This window comes from Micromonospora sp. DH14 (assembly GCF_029809455.1).
Lineage (GTDB): Bacteria > Actinomycetota > Actinomycetes > Mycobacteriales > Micromonosporaceae > Micromonospora > Micromonospora parva.
In genome coordinates this window covers 79,764-94,069 of the sequence record NZ_JARVKT010000004.1, presented here as the reverse complement: position 1 = coordinate 94,069, position 14,306 = coordinate 79,764, and the positions used below count along the sequence as shown (strand labels likewise).

16 protein-coding genes are annotated in these 14,306 nt (G+C 70.8%); 11 read left to right on the top strand and 5 right to left on the bottom strand.

Annotated elements, in window-relative coordinates; genetic code table 11:
• The first annotated feature begins 28 nt into the window (after nt 1-28).
• Complete coding sequence (locus QCZ28_RS07880) at nt 29-385, top strand: DNA polymerase ligase N-terminal domain-containing protein (protein ID WP_279515942.1); 357 nt, start codon at nt 29-31, stop codon at nt 383-385.
• Between the two features lie 8 nt (nt 386-393).
• Here the strand turns inward: QCZ28_RS07880 and QCZ28_RS07875 are convergent, their stop codons facing one another.
• On the bottom strand, nt 394-2,610 hold the full coding sequence (locus QCZ28_RS07875; RefSeq protein WP_279515941.1) for a TIR-like protein FxsC: 2,217 nt from the start codon (nt 2,608-2,610) through the stop codon (nt 394-396).
• A gap of 73 nt (nt 2,611-2,683) precedes the next feature.
• Here QCZ28_RS07875 and QCZ28_RS07870 point away from each other — a divergent pair, with 73 nt between their 5' ends.
• The 10 genes from QCZ28_RS07870 to QCZ28_RS07825 all read left to right on the top strand — a co-directional run bounded on the left by QCZ28_RS07870 (nt 2,684) and on the right by QCZ28_RS07825 (nt 10,986).
• The gene (locus QCZ28_RS07870) at nt 2,684-3,058 is read left to right on the top strand and encodes a hypothetical protein (RefSeq protein WP_279515940.1); all 375 of its coding nucleotides are present in this window, start codon (nt 2,684-2,686) and stop codon (nt 3,056-3,058) included.
• A 163-nt stretch (nt 3,059-3,221) separates the two neighbouring features.
• Nucleotides 3,222-3,830 carry a TraR/DksA C4-type zinc finger protein gene (locus QCZ28_RS07865; protein ID WP_279515939.1) on the top strand — a complete coding sequence of 203 codons (609 nt, stop codon included), beginning with the start codon at nt 3,222-3,224 and terminating at the stop codon, nt 3,828-3,830.
• 151 nt (nt 3,831-3,981) lie between these two features.
• Nucleotides 3,982-5,025, top strand: coding sequence for an aromatic ring-hydroxylating dioxygenase subunit alpha (locus QCZ28_RS07860; RefSeq protein ID WP_279515938.1), 1,044 nt, complete (start codon nt 3,982-3,984; stop codon nt 5,023-5,025).
• Nucleotides 5,022-5,240 carry a hypothetical protein gene (locus QCZ28_RS07855; RefSeq protein ID WP_279515937.1) on the top strand — a complete coding sequence of 73 codons (219 nt, stop codon included), beginning with the start codon at nt 5,022-5,024 and terminating at the stop codon, nt 5,238-5,240. Before QCZ28_RS07860 ends, QCZ28_RS07855 begins: the two co-directional genes overlap by 4 nt.
• Nucleotides 5,237-6,190, top strand: a complete 954-nt coding sequence (locus tag QCZ28_RS07850) for a PDR/VanB family oxidoreductase (RefSeq protein ID WP_347815093.1) — start codon at nt 5,237-5,239, stop codon at nt 6,188-6,190. The genes QCZ28_RS07855 and QCZ28_RS07850 overlap by 4 nt, the downstream gene beginning before the upstream one ends.
• Nucleotides 6,191-6,220: 30 nt before the next feature.
• The gene (locus tag QCZ28_RS07845; protein ID WP_279515936.1) at nt 6,221-6,982 is read left to right on the top strand and encodes an IclR family transcriptional regulator; all 762 of its coding nucleotides are present in this window, start codon (nt 6,221-6,223) and stop codon (nt 6,980-6,982) included.
• A 113-nt stretch (nt 6,983-7,095) separates the two neighbouring features.
• Complete coding sequence (locus QCZ28_RS07840) at nt 7,096-8,022, top strand: SDR family NAD(P)-dependent oxidoreductase (RefSeq protein WP_279515935.1); 927 nt, start codon at nt 7,096-7,098, stop codon at nt 8,020-8,022.
• 30 nt (nt 8,023-8,052) lie between these two features.
• Nucleotides 8,053-8,937: an amidohydrolase family protein gene (locus QCZ28_RS07835; RefSeq protein ID WP_279515934.1), complete on the top strand. Its 885-nt coding sequence runs from the start codon at nt 8,053-8,055 to the stop codon at nt 8,935-8,937.
• 17 nt (nt 8,938-8,954) lie between these two features.
• A complete protein-coding gene (locus tag QCZ28_RS07830; protein ID WP_279515933.1) occupies nt 8,955-9,407 on the top strand; it encodes a MaoC family dehydratase in 453 nt (150 codons plus the stop codon).
• Between the two features lie 58 nt (nt 9,408-9,465).
• Nucleotides 9,466-10,986: a long-chain fatty acid--CoA ligase gene (locus tag QCZ28_RS07825; RefSeq protein WP_279515932.1), complete on the top strand. Its 1,521-nt coding sequence runs from the start codon at nt 9,466-9,468 to the stop codon at nt 10,984-10,986.
• Here QCZ28_RS07825 and QCZ28_RS07820 read toward each other — a convergent pair.
• Genes QCZ28_RS07820 through QCZ28_RS07805 form a run of 4 tightly spaced genes read right to left on the bottom strand, consistent with a single transcriptional unit; the run spans nt 10,910 to nt 14,263 of the window.
• Nucleotides 10,910-11,797, bottom strand: coding sequence for a PaaX family transcriptional regulator C-terminal domain-containing protein (locus QCZ28_RS07820; RefSeq protein ID WP_279515931.1), 888 nt, complete (start codon nt 11,795-11,797; stop codon nt 10,910-10,912). The genes QCZ28_RS07825 and QCZ28_RS07820 overlap by 77 nt on opposite strands.
• A 39-nt stretch (nt 11,798-11,836) precedes the next feature.
• Nucleotides 11,837-12,649, bottom strand: a complete 813-nt coding sequence (locus QCZ28_RS07815; RefSeq protein ID WP_279515930.1) for an ABC transporter ATP-binding protein — start codon at nt 12,647-12,649, stop codon at nt 11,837-11,839.
• Entirely contained in the window at nt 12,642-13,466 is an 825-nt protein-coding gene (locus QCZ28_RS07810) for an ABC transporter permease (RefSeq protein WP_279515929.1), read from the bottom strand. The genes QCZ28_RS07815 and QCZ28_RS07810 overlap by 8 nt, the downstream gene beginning before the upstream one ends.
• Nucleotides 13,463-14,263 carry an ABC transporter permease gene (locus QCZ28_RS07805; RefSeq protein ID WP_279515928.1) on the bottom strand — a complete coding sequence of 267 codons (801 nt, stop codon included), beginning with the start codon at nt 14,261-14,263 and terminating at the stop codon, nt 13,463-13,465. The genes QCZ28_RS07810 and QCZ28_RS07805 overlap by 4 nt, the downstream gene beginning before the upstream one ends.
• Nucleotides 14,264-14,306 lie beyond the last annotated feature (43 nt).

Here is a 14,306-nt window from a genome sequence, read left to right as displayed (position 1 = left end):
ACGGCCGGCCGACGCCGAGAATGGGACAGTGGCACCCGCCTTCGTCCTGCACGACCACCGCAGACCGCGACCGCACTTCGACCTGCGGCTCGAGGAGGACGGCGTGCTGCGCTCGTGGGCGGTGCCCCGCGGTCTGCCGGACAACCCCGGCGACAACCGGCTCGCGATCGCCGTGCCCGACCACGGCCTCGATCACCTCACCTACGAGGACGTCGACAAGTCGATCGCCGACATCGGCACCTGGGAGGAGCACGATCGCACCGACCGCCGGATGCTGTTCACCCTGCACGGCCGCACCGGCAGCCGGCGATACGCGTTGATCCGCACCGGCGAGGGGTGGCTGCTCCACCTGACGAAGCAGCAGCCTCCGGACGAGCGCGGATAGCCCAACCGTCAGGAGAACGTCGGCCTCAGTTCGAGGACGTCGCGTGGCACGTCGGGCTCCACCGTCTGCTCGCGGGACATCCGGGCGATCTGCATGGCGACCCGCCACACGACCTGGGCGTACGCGTGGTCGAAGCGCATCGCCATGATGCCGTAGAGCCCCTCCCTCTCGTATTGCTGCTGCGCCTCCGGATCGAGACCGGCGACGTTGAAAGCGTTGATCTGCGCGATCGCCTGCGGCATCGGCCCCGACGTCGGCACCCAGGACAGCGGCAGGAACCCGGTCGAGGGCACCGGCCCGCCGCCGCGTTGGTTCGTGGTCCGTCGCCGAGCGAAGCCGTCCCACTCCATCGCACACCAATGGCTGTTGAAGTACGCGGGGCTGAGCAGGCTGACGAAGACCTGACACGTCCCGACCGCGTGCAGCACCTGATCCTGCCAGCGTTCGCCGCCGTCCACCGTCAGGTCGACATAGCCGGCCACGTGGCCGGGCGGCACCCCGAGGATTTCGTTGACGTTCGACGACAGGTCGTCGAAGAACTGCGGCACGTACCGGCTGGCCTCGGCCCTCGGCGCGGCGGGGCGTCTCGGCCGCTGGACCCGGGCGTAGCTCAGGTAGAACACCGGGGTCAACATCGGGTGCGCGGCGGGCGGGTCGGGCTCCGTCCGCCGGGGCTCGGCGCGGGCGGGGGCGGTCGGGCTGACGATCAGGGACGTGTCCGGCTCGCGAGGGTACAGCGTCACGATCACCATGCCGCCGGAGAACGACACGGTCGGCTCGGGCGCGCCGATGCGACGGCACTCACTCAGCGCACGGGGGATGCCGGAGCCTTCGCCCTCCACGACCTTCACCCAGGTCAAGATGTGCGCCAGCCGGAAGTTGGGACGGCGGGACTCCGAGGTGAGGTCACCGAGGGAGCGCCGGACGTCCGGAGACAACTCGGCGCCCTGCCACGAGCCCGGGTTGACCACCTCGATCCGGTCGGCGTAGACCCGCACGTGCACGCAGCTCTGCGCGTGTTCGTAGTCCCGGTGTACCAGCGCGTTGGCGATGATCTCGCGGACCGCGATCATGGGGTAGTCGTAGACCGGCTGGGCGCGGGCGTCGTCCTCGGTGGGTTCCTCCCCCCGATGGACCAGCTTGGCGACGAAGTCGCGGGCGTACACGATCTGCTCCGGGACCGACCCGGCAAACGGCGGCTGCGCGTCCATCAGCGCGGTCTTGTCGAGCCCGTGCACCTGGGTGCACTGCACGACCGCGGTGGGCACCACGGCCGTCGGGTCGTCGCCGAACAGCAGCGCACCCGCCCGGGTCAGCCGGCCGTGGCGCAGCAGGTTCGCGCGTTGCAGGAACTCCACTGTGGTGAGCTGCTCGGGCATCCAGCCGGTGATCTCGGGTCGCAGGTCCGCCCGGAACCTCGCCACCCGGTCGGAGTCGATCCCGGTGTCGGCTGTTGTCTCGTCGATGAACGGCCGCGGCGACGCCGGTGCGGCCGCCGGCCCGGCCCGTTCGGCGGCGGTCGGCCGGGCGGGGCGCCGAGCGATGGGGATGTCACCTTTGCCGTCGAACTTCCGGTGCGGCGTGATGCGGTTCCTGAGCCGTTTCGCCACGTACGCGTACAGGTTGTCCAAGCCCACGTAGCCGGTTGACCCGTCGGTCGTCGCGTCGTGCCGGAGCCCGTCGATGAGCGCCTGGGTGAACGGACTCGGCATGCCGGTGCGTTCGGCGTCGGCGGCCGCCCCGCTCGGCGGGCAGGCGGCGATGAGAAAGCTGCCCTCGCCGAATTCCGCTGATTCCGGAAACGCGCCCTTCCAGGCGCCGGCCTCGCAACAATCGAGGATCACGATCTTTGTCCGAGCGGCAGCATCAGTGATCATCTGGCCGAGGGAAATGTTTGACACGGCCGTGCCCGCGAGCCGGCCGGTGACCGTGTTGCGGCAGCACAGGAACAGCGAATTGTGCCGGCTGCGGGCGTGGCCGCTGAAATAGAACAGCAGGGTGTCGTCCTGGCCGCTGTCGGCGAAGAACTGGCTGGCCGCGTCGAGCAGTTCGTGCGCCGGTAGGTCCATCCGGACGTCGACGTTGCGCTCGTCGAACATGCCGGTGTGCTGATCGACGAGAGCGTGCCGCAGCAGCGGACCGTCGGTGCTCGGGCCGCGTAACGTGGCCAGCGCCGAGGTGTCCGCCTCATAGACCGAATTGCAGACCAGCAGCGCACGATACACAAATCGTCCTCAGGATGTTCGGTCTTGTGCGGACAGGTTATCGTGCCGATGTGGCCGGACAGAAGGAGCGCGCGTGGCAACGGTGCGGGTGACGTTCGACGTCGCGGGGCTTCCCAGCCATCATTCCGCTGTTTCCGCCGCATTGGCGGAGTTCGACGCCGACCTGCGCAGTGCCGCCGTATTGCGGGCGGCCGCCCAGGAGGTGCCCGCCGGAACGCCCGGTACCAAGGGGCAGTGGGGCGACCTGGTCGTGACGCTGACCGGGCCCGCTGTGCTCGCCGCCGCGGTCCGCGTGTTCCACCTGTGGTTGAGCCGGGACAAGCGGCGCTCGATCACGGTGACGACGGTGGTGGCCGGCGGTGACGGGGAGCAGCGGAGCACCACCACGATCGAAGGCGAGAACGTCTCGGACGAGACCGTCCGCCAGGCCCTGGAGCGGTTCGAGTAGCCAACTCCCGCGTCAGGTCGCGGGCGGCTCCACCTCACCGCAAGATCGACCGCCGTCCGTCGGGTCCGGCCAACGGCCCTGCGGCGAAAGGGGCATTCGTGGCCGCTGTGGGGCATCGCCACGAACGTTGGCTTTACCGCAAACACCAATCTATGGTGGGGGCATGCCGTCGGTGACCTTCCGCTCGCCCGCCGCCACCATGGTGGCGGTGAGCGGTGCTGTCCGCGTGCCGACGGTCACACGCCGCAAGGCCGACATGCGGGTGCCGGTTGTCCGCGCGCCGCACGCCGCGCTCGCCGACAGGATGTCGAGCCCGGTGCGAACCGGCCGAGGCCCACCCGCGCAGTCGTTGCACACCCAGAACGACCGCCAGGGCGAAGCTATCCAAGCTTCGGCCCTTTTTGTTTTCCCCGTCCATTTCCCTTTGAAAGGGCAGAGCATGAGCGTCGATCATCGTCGCACCATCGACCAGAGTTGGCTCGCCGACATGCGAGCGTCCCTGGCGGACGACTTCGCCACCCAGACGGCCCGGCTGCGGGAACTGACCGAGCTCAACGCCGACACCGGCGACCCGGGCGAGGCCCACAACCAGGCCGCGCTGCTGGCCGCCACCCGTCAGACCATCGAGCAGATCACCGGTGCGCTGAGCCGCATCAGTGACGGCACCTACGGCGCCTGCCAGAGGTGCCACCGGAGCATCCCGGCCGAGCGGCTCGAGATTCTCCCGCACGCCCGCTTCTGCGTGCCGTGCCAGGAGAAGCAGAACAGGTGACGCCCGGTGTGGCTGCCGCGCCGCCGGCACGGCAGCCACACCATCCCGTACGGGACGTCTTTCATTCAGTGAAAGCTCCGGTTCCCCGGCGGGGACGTCACACGGGACGATCCGGCTCCATCGACGTCCGTCGGCATGGAGGTCCGGTCGCATGGCATTCGCGCGTAACCAGTGGTATGTGGCGGCCTACGGCAGTGAGGTGGGGCGCAGCCTGCTCGCCCGCACGGTGCTCGGTGAGCCGTTGGTGCTGTACCGCACCGGCGCCGGGAAGGCGGTGGCGCTCGCCGACCGGTGCGTGCACCGGCGCTTCCCGCTCTCGGAGAGCCGGCTCGACGGCGACACCATCGTCTGCGGCTACCACGGCTTCACCTACGACCCGAGCGGCGCGTGTGTCTTCGTACCCGGTCAACAGCGCATCCCCCGCACCGCGCGGGTGGTCTCGTTCCCGGTGGTGGAACAGGACTCCTTCATCTGGGTCTGGATCGGCGACCTGGACCGGGCCGACCCGGCCGCGATTCCCCGCGCACCCTGGCTCGCCGACCCGCGCTACGCGGTGGTGCGGGGCATGGCGCCGCTGAACGCGCGGTACAGCCTGCTGGTGGACAACCTCCTGGACCTGTCCCACGAGACCTACCTGCACGGCGGTTACATCGGCACGCCGGAGGTGGCGAACACCCCGATCACCACCGAGGTGGACGAGGACCGGGGGATCGTCTACGTCAGCCGGCACATGGACGACGCCGAGTGCCCGCCGTTCTACGCGCGCTCGACCGGGATCCAGGGCCGGATCACCCGGTGGCAGGACATCGAATACCACCCGCCCTGCCTCTACCTCCTGCACAGTCGCATCGCGCCGCAGGGTGTCTATCCGCCCGCCGAGGGCGAGGACAGCGAGGCGTTCCACGCCGAGATCGTGTACGCCATCACCCCGTCGACGGAGCACACCACCTATGACTTCTGGGCGGTGGCGCGCGACTTCGCCATCGACGACGAGTCGGTCAGTGAGTACCTGCACCACAGCAACCACACGGTGGTCATGCAGGACGTGACCGCGCTCAACATCCTGGAGCAGGTGCTCGTGACCGAGCCGGACCGGTACCAGGAGTTGAGCATCAACATCGACACCGGTGGCCTGGCCGCCCGGCGGCTGCTGGCCCGGATGGTCGGGTCGGGGACGGTGGGAGCGGCGCGGTGACGTCCCGGGCCGGCACGCTCACCGGGGAGCGGGTCTACCGGATCCACTGGGTGCCCGGCACCGACACCCTGCGCGGGATCTGCCACTGTGGTGCCGAGCGCCTCGCCGAGGAACCGGTCGAGTTGTGGGAGTGGCTGCTCGCCCACCCACAGGGCCACCAGGGTGCGGCCGTGCCGGTGCCCGGCCCGCCGAGGCGGCTGGCGATGCGCGGGTGACAGTGGACGCGCTGAACGGGGTGGAGCTGGTGGTCGCCGGACGCGATCAGGTGGCCGCCGACGTGGTGGCGCTGCGTCTGTGTCGCGCCGACGGTGGTGAGCTTCCCGAGTGGACGCCTGGCGCGCACATCGACCTGGAGTTGGGCGGCGGACTGGCCCGTCAGTACTCCCTCTGTGGCGATCCGGCGGACCGGTCCGCGCTGCGGATCGCGGTGCGGCGCGAACCGGCCGGACGCGGCGGCTCCCGGCTGGTGCACGAGCGGCTCACCGTCGGCGCGACCGTCCGGGTGAGCGGACCCCGCAACACCTTCCCGCTGGTCCCGGCGCGGCGGTACCTCTTCGTCGCCGGTGGCATCGGCATCACCCCCTTCGCGCCGATGGTCGCCGCCGCCGACGCCGCGGGCGCGGACTGGCGGCTGGTGTACGGGGGACGTACCCGCGCCACCATGGCCTTCGCCACCACCCTGCGGGAGAAGTACGGCGACCGGGTGAGCCTGCACCCGCAGGACGAGACCGGGTTGCTCGACCTGGCCGGGTTGCTGGGCCGGCCCGGTACCGGGCTCGTCTACTGCTGCGGGCCGGAACCACTGATCACGGCGGTGGAGGAGCTGTGCCGCGGTTGGCCTCCCGGCTGCCTGCACGTCGAGCGGTTCACCGCGCGGGGCGACGCCGGCGCGCCGGACACCACGATCGAGGTCGAACTCACGCTCTCCGGGCGGACGGTGACGGTGCCGCCGGGCACGCCGATCCTGCGGGCGGTGGAGGAGGCCGGCGTGCAGGTCCTCTCGTCCTGCCGGGAGGGCACCTGCGGTACCTGCGAGACCCCGGTGCTCGCCGGCGTGCCGGAGCATCGCGACAGCCTGCTCACCGCGCAGGAGCGGGCCGCCGGCGACACCATGATGATCTGCGTGTCCCGGGCCCGTACGCCCCGACTCGTGCTGGAGCTGTGAGCGCCCGGCGTGGGCGGGGATGATGACGGGGTGCGCGCAGAGCCGGGGCGGTCGGTGACGAGCAAGGTGCTGGCGCTGCTCGACGCGTTCAGCCCGGCCACCCCGGCGTTGACCCTGAGCGAGTTGGCGCGGCGCACCGGGATGCCACTGCCCACCGTGTACCGGCGGGCCGCGGAGCTGGTCGCGTGGGGGGCGCTGGAGCGCGGCGACGACGGCCGGTACCGGATCGGTCTGCGGCTGTGGGAGGTGGGTTCGCTCGCTCCGCGGGGCCTGGGGCTGCGGGAGCTGGCCCTGCCGGTGATGGAGGACCTGTACGAGGTGACCCACGAGAACGTCCAGCTGGCCGTGCGGCAGGGCCTCGAACTCGTCTTCATCGAACGGATCGCCGGGCGGCACGCGGTGCCCGTGCTCACCCGGGTGGGGGGTCGCTTCGCGTTGCACGCCACCGGGGTCGGGCTGGTCCTGCTCGCCCACGCGCCCGCCGAGGTGCAGGAGCAGGTGCTGGCCGCGCCGCTGGAGCGGTACACCGAACTGACCATCACCGACCCTCGGCGGCTGCGCCGCTGCCTCGCCGAGGTGCGCCGGGCCGGGTACGCGGTCAGCGACCGTCAGGTCACCATGGACGCCCTCTCGGTGGCCGCGCCGATCCGCGTACCGGAGGGTGTGGTGGCGGCGATCTCGCTGGTGGTCGCCCACGACCGGGCCGACCCGGTGGCGCTGGCCCCGCTGGTGCAGGCCGCCGGTCGGGTGGTCTCCCGGGCGCTGAACAACTCCACCGGCCCTGCCGTCTGATGTAGACAGACTGCAAATCGTTGACGCCCGGTCAAATTCTGCATTACGTTGCCGGTGCGCGTGTTCCTCCCCACCTTCGTGCGCGGATCGGCATCGACGAAAGGGAGCACCTCATGGCACTGGACGGCAAAGTCGCCATCGTCACCGGCGCCGGGCGGGGTCTCGGCCTCGCCTACGCGCAGGAGTTGGCCCGCCGCGGCGCCTCGGTCGTGGTCAACGACGTCGACGCCGAGGCCACCGCCGACGCCGTGGCGGCGATCGAGGCGTCCGGCGGCCGGGCCGTCGCGGTGGTCGCACCGGTCGGCCCGACCGAGACCGCGAAGGAACTCGTCAGCACGGCCGTCGAGCACTTCGGGCGGCTGGACATCCTCGTCACCAACGCCGGCGTGCTGCGCGACACGGTGCTGTGGAAGATGAGCGACGACGACTTCGACACCGTCATCAACGTGCACCTGCGCGGCACGTTCACCACCGTGCGTGAGGCGGTGCGGCACATGCGGCAGGCCGGCGAGGGCGGGCGGATCATCTGCGTCGGGTCACCCACCGGGCAGCGGGGCACCTTCGGCCAGACCAACTACGCCGCCGCCAAGGCGGGCATCGTCGGCATGGTCCGTACCTGGGCGCTCGAACTCCAGCGGGCCGGCATCACCGCCAACACCGTCGTACCGGTCGCCGCGACAACGATGACCGCCACCGTCCCCTACTTCGCCGCGGCGGTGCGGGCCGAGGCGAACGGCGAGCCGATGCCCGCGTTCTTCCGGCACGAGCTGGGGTTCGGCACGGCGGACGACGCGGCCGGGCTCGTCGCGTTCCTCGGCTCCGACGCGGCGGCCTCGGTGACCGGGCAGGTGATCGGGATCGGCGGCGACCGCCTGCAGATCTGGACCCACCCCGAGGCCGCGCTGACCGCGCACCGCGAGGGCGGCTGGACGTACGACGCGCTCGTGCAGGCCTGGCCGACGACCTTCGCCGGTGCCGCGCAGAGCGTCGGTGAACGCTTCCCGAAACTCCCCGAGGAGTTCGAGACCCCGACGTCCTGACCGCCCCGAACAGCCCCGGAGGGTGGCCCGATGTACCAGTCCGCGATCGACCTCGACGACGTCACGGCGATCGACATGCACGTGCACATCGAGGTCGACGACCACGGGCACACCTCACTGCCCGAGCCGCTCGTGGCGGCGGCGTCGGCGTACTTCAGGACGGACGGCCCACGGCCCGCGGTCGACGCGGTGGCACGGTACTACCGCGAGCGGCGGATGGTGGCCGTCGTCTTCACAGTGGACGCGCGTACCCAACTGAAGCACCAGCCGCTGTCGAGCACCGCCATCGCCCGCGCGGCGGCCGAGCACGCCGACGTGCTCATCCCGTTCGGGTCGGTCGACCCGCGCACCGGGGGAGCGGCGGTCGAGCTCGCCGACCGGCTGATCCGGGAGGAGGGCGTCCGCGGCTTCAAGTTCCACCCCACCGTGCAGGGCTTCGACCCCAGCCACGACGAGTACGCCCCACTGTGGGATCTGCTGGAGCGGGCCGGTGTCCCGGCGCTCTTCCACACCGGACAGACCGGCATCGGCGCGGGTACGCCGGGCGGCCACGGTCTGCGGCTCGGCCTGTCGAACCCGATGCTGCTCGACCCGATCGCCGCCGACTTCCCCCACCTGCAGATCATCATGGCGCACCCGTCGGTGCCCTGGCAGGACGAGGCGTTGTCGGTGGCCACGCACAAGCACAACACCTGGATCGACCTGTCCGGCTGGAGCCCGAAGTACTTCCCGGCCGAGTTGGTGCGCTACGCCAACTCGGTGCTGAAGCGACGGGTGCTCTTCGGCACCGACTACCCGATGCTCACCCCCGACCGGTGGCTGCGCGACGTGCAGAGCACCGACCTCAAGCCGGACGTGCTCCCGGGCATCCTGAAGGACAACGCGGCCCGACTGCTGGGCCTTGCCGCCCGGTGACGACGAGAGGAAACGCCATGACGACGACCATTACCTACGACCGGCTCGGCGACCTCGCCGGCACCGACCTCGGTCACACCGGCTACCGCACCGTCACCCAGGACCAGGTGGACCTCTTCGCCGACGCCACCGACGACCACCAGTGGATCCACGTCGACCCGGAACGGGCGAAGACCGGCCCGTTCGGTGCGCCGATCGCGCACGGCTTCCTCACCCTCTCCCTGGCCGTGCCCTTCTGGACCGAGTTGCTCGAAGTCAAGGGCGTGACCACGAAGGTGAACTACGGCCTCGACAAGGTGCGTTTCCCCGCGCCGGTGGTGGTCGGGGCGCGGGTGCGCATGCGGGCCACCGTCGCCTCGGTGGCCGAGGTTCCCGGCGGTTACCAGCTCACCGTCGACCAGACGATCGAGATCGCGGGCGGGAGCAAGCCGGCGGTCGTCGCGCGAGGGCTGTACCGCTTCTACGCCTGAGCCCGGGGGCGACCGTCGGGCCGGGCGAGCACACCACCTCCACCCCCGGGAGAAGATGATGCAGCAGCACGGAATCGGCGCCTGGGTGGCCAGGCGTCGGCTCAAGTCCCCGGACCAGATCGCGATCATTTACGACCGGTCGCCGTTGACCTACGGACAGTTCGCCGACGCCACGGACCGGATCTCGGCGGTGCTGCGGGAGCGGGGCGTCGGCAAGGGTGACCCCGTCGCCTACCTGGGCGAGAACAGTCCCGAACTGCTCCAGGTGATGTTCGCGGCGGCCCAGGTCGGTGCCGTCTTCGTGCCGATCAACACCCGGCTCGCCGCCCCCGAGGTCGCCTACGTCCTCGCCGACTGCGGCGCGCGGGTGCTGATCCACGACCCGGACTTCGCGGTGCCGGTGGCCGCCGCCGTGTCGGCCGCCCGGACCCCGTACGTCATCGTCAACGGCGACGGCACCGCGGACCGACCCGGGCTGGCCCACCTGACCCGGGAGTCCACCGGCTTCACCGACCACGCCGACACCACCCACGACGATCCGGCGGCGATCGTCTACACCTCCGGCACGACCGGCCGGGCCAAGGGCGCGGTGCTGACCCACGGCAACCTCACCTGGGTGGCGCTCAACTGCGTGGTCGACTACGACGTCGTCTCCACCGACGTCGCGCTCATGATCTCGCCGCTGTTCCACGTCGCCTCGCTCGGGATGGGCGCCCTGCCGGTGATCCTGAAGGGCGCCACGATGGTCATCGAGAAGGGCTTCGAGCCGGGGCGCGCGCTCGCGCAGATCGAGCGGTACGGCGTCACCATGCTCAGCGGCGTACCGACCACCTACCAGCTGATGGCCGACCACCCCGCCTGGGCGTCGACCGACCTGTCGACGCTGACGAAGCTCACCTGCGGAGGTTCGGCGGTGCCGGCCCGGATCCTCAACGCGTACGAGGCGCGGGGTCTGTCGTTCTCGCAGGGTTACGGCATGACCGAGGCCGCGCCGGGGGCCACCGCGCTGCCGCCGGCGATGACCCGCGTCAAACAGGGCAGTGTCGGCCTGCCGCACTTCTTCACCGACGTACGGATCACCGACGCGGCCGGTGCGGTGGTGCCCACCGGCGTCGTCGGTGAGATCGAGGTCGCCGGACCCAACGTCTTCCCCGGCTACCACGGGCTCGCGGAGGCGACCGCCGAGGCGTTCACCGCCGACGGGTGGTTCCGCTCCGGCGACCTCGGCCACCTCGACGCCGACGGCTACCTCTACATCACCGGCCGCCTCAAGGACATGATCATTTCGGGCGGCGAGAACATCTACCCGCTCGAACTCGAGCAGCTGCTCACCGAGGTCGACGGGGTGACCTCGGCGGCGGTCATCGGCGTACCGGACGAGCGTTGGGGGGAGGTGCCGTGGGCGATAGTGACAGTACGGGAGGGCGCGTCGGTGGACACCGCCACCATCCGGGCCCACCTCGACGGCAGGATCGCGCGCTACAAGCTGCCGAAGAACGTCGTCATCGTGGACGAGCTGCCGCGGACGGCGTCGGGGAAGGTGCGGAAGGCCGATCTGCGGGCCCGATTCGGCGCCTAGCCGCGGGCCGGGCCGCGACGAGGTCGGCGAACTCCGCGGCGGACGCCCCGGCCAGCTTCTCGTGCATCCGGCGGTAGGTCTCCACCGATCTGGTGGCGGGCCACTGCGCGTCCATGAACTCGGCCGGCAGCCGGGGGTCGGCGCGCAGCAGCGCAAGCCAGTCCGCCACCAGCATCGTCCGTACGGTGAGGGCGCTCGGCGCCAGCGTCGCCGCGGACGGGTCGTCCCACACGTCGATGAAGGCGAGGTGGGCGCGCCGGATCGCCTCGATGTCCCACGCCGCGCGTACGCTCTCGCCGATCGGGAACCCGGCGAGTTCGCGGGCGTGGAAGGCGATCACGGTGTTGGGTGCGAGGTCCTGGCGCAGCGGCTCCAACGACCCGGCGAGGTCGACCTCGCCGGGCGCGAGCCAGAGCCCGTCGCGGATCGGCGCGAAGCCCTCCCAGGTGAGGGTGGAACGCAGCCGGTGGCGCAGCATCCGCTGGCCCTCCGGAATCGAGAAGGTGACCAGGGTCCAGCCGCTGCCCTGCGGGTCGAACGGCCGGGGGCCGCGAACGCGGTCCTTCGCCTCGCGCAACACCGCCGCGCCGTGTTCGGTCAGCGAGAACAGCGTCTCCCGGCCGCTGCGGCTGCGGGCGAGGATGCCGCTGTGCACGAGCCGGTCGAGGGTCGCGCGGGTGGCCGGCGCGGCCACGTCCGCACCCTCCAGCACGGTGATCAGGACGCTCGCCCGGATCGGCCCGGTGTCACCGTCGACGACATGCTCGCCGAAGAAGGCGAGCAACAACTGCTTCGGCTGACGACTACCCACAGCCCTTCCCTTCGGCGAACTCGTTGACCTGGCCGTCGGTCACGGCGCGGATCGCGGGGCCACCGCCTGCCCGCGCTTGGCCCGCTGGATCTGGTCGTAGACGTGCGTCCGCAGCTCCGTGAAACGGGGCAGGGCGCGGGTCGTGATCTGATCGCGCTCCGGCGGCAGGTCGATCGCGAGGTCCTCCTGGACCCAGGTCGGCGACGTGGACAATACTAGAACCCGCTGACCGAGATACACCGACTCGTCGATGTCGTGGGTGACGAAGACAACGGAGATGTTGCGGCTCGCGTGCAGCTCCCGCACCAGGTCCTCCAGGTCGGCCCGGGTCTGCGCGTCCACCGCGGCGAACGGTTCATCCATGATCAGGACGTCGGGCTGGTAGGCGATCGCCCGCGCGATCGCCACCCGCTGTTGCATCCCCCCGGAGAGCTGCCACGGGTGGCTGCGTGCGGCGTGCGCGAGGCCCACCGCCTCCAGGGCGTCGACGACCAGCTTGCTCCGGGCCGCGCGGGTCAGCTTCTTGTGCCGCAACGGAAGCTCGACGTTGCCGCGCACGGTGAGCCAGGGGTAGAGGCTGCGGCCGTACTCCTGGAACACGACGGCCATCGCCGGGCTGGGGCCGGTCACCGGTGCGCCGTCCATCTCGACCACGCCGCTGGTGGGCCGCAGCAGGCCGGCGAGGCACTTGAGCAGGGTGGTCTTGCCGCACCCGGACGGCCCGACGACGCAGATGAGCTCGCCGGCGTCCATCGTGAAGCTGATGTCCCCGATCGCCTCGACGTCGCCGGTCGCGGACTCGTAGACCTTCCGCAGGTGCTCCACCCGCAGCAGGGTGCGCCGGTCAGACACGGTTGACCTCCCTGATTCCGTGGTACCAGCGCAGCACGCGCCGTTCGACGAGACCGAAAGCGACGGCGAGGAAGACGCCGACGAGACCGAGCAGGAGGATGCCGCTCCACATCTCGGCGATCAGGTAGTTGCGCTGGAAGTAGGCGATCCGGTAGCCGAGGCCGGACGACGAGGCGAACATCTCGGAGATGACCATCAGGATCAGCGCCACGGAGAGGGCCTGGCGGACCCCGGCCATGATCCGTGGACTGGCGGCCGGGAGCACCAGGAACCAGAGCCGCTCCCACCAGGAGACCTGGAACGACCTCGCGGTCTCCTTCATGACGCTGTCAGTGCCCCGGACACCCTCGATGGTGTTCAACAGGATCGGCCACATCGCGCCGGAGACGATCACGACCACCTTCATGGTGTCCGTGATCCCGAGCAGGAGCATGGCCACCGGGATCAGCACCGGTGGCGGGATGGCCCGGAGGAACTCCAGCAACGGTTCGAGGAGGTCCCGCAACCAGTGGGTCAGGCCGATGACGGTGCCGGCGGCGATGCCGAGCACGATCGACGCGGCGATGCCGAGGCCGAGGCGGGCGAGGCTCGGCAGCACGTCCTCGACGAACGCCGGCCCGACCCAGGTCTGCCGGAAGGCCTCGGCGATCGTCAGCGGGTCGGGGAAGAACGTGCTCGTCGCCCTCGTCGCCACCACACCCCAGAGCACCAGGAGCAGAATCGGCAGCCCCAACGGGTAGGCGAGGCCCGCCGCGATCCGGGACCCGACCGTCCGACCACGCCGCGTGGCGGCGATCCGCCCGGTGTACGCGGTCACAGCGGCTCCTCTCCTCGTACCGACTGGTGCCACGACAGCACCCGACGCTCGACGAACCGGAAGACGATGTTCACCGTGAGCCCGAGCAGGCCGGTGACCACGACCAGCGCGTACAGGCCGGGGGCGTCGCCGGCGGACCGGGACAGTTCGATCATGCGGCCGAGGCCGGGGTTGCCGATCACCATCTCCGCGGTGATGGCGAGGATGAGCGCGACCGCCGCCGCGAGCCGCAGCCCGGTCATGAGGTACGGCAGGGTGGTCGGCAGGACCAGGTGCGACAGTTGCTCCCGCCGGGTCAGGCCGAAACTGCGGGCGGTGTCGCGGGCCACCGCGTCGACGTCGGCGACACCGTAGATCACCTGCACGAACACCTGCCAGAACGACGCGTAGATGATGATGACGAGGGCTGCCTGCCGCTGGATGCCGAACATCAGCACGGCGAGCGGGATGAGGGCGACCGACGGGATCGGCCGCAGGAACTCGACCATCGTGTGGGTCGCGCGCCGCAGGAAGGGCACCAGCCCGACGACGGTGCCGAGGACGACGGCGGCGATGGTCGCCACCGTCAGGCCGATCGCCCAGGACGTCATGGTGCTGCCCAGCCGCCGCCAGAACGCGAGGTCGACGAGCTGCTCGAACAGCCGCGCCAGCACGTCCGTCACGTACGGCAGGTACAGCGGGTTGATCAGGCCCAGCGTCGGGATCAGCTGCCAGATGAGGAGGAAGCCGGTCAGGCCGACGACGCCCAGCGTCGCCCTGCGCAACGCGCGCAGTCGTCGGGTGGAGGGAACGCGCATGTCACTCCCGTCGTCACGCGGGGCGGTGAGGCCCTCCCCGCAC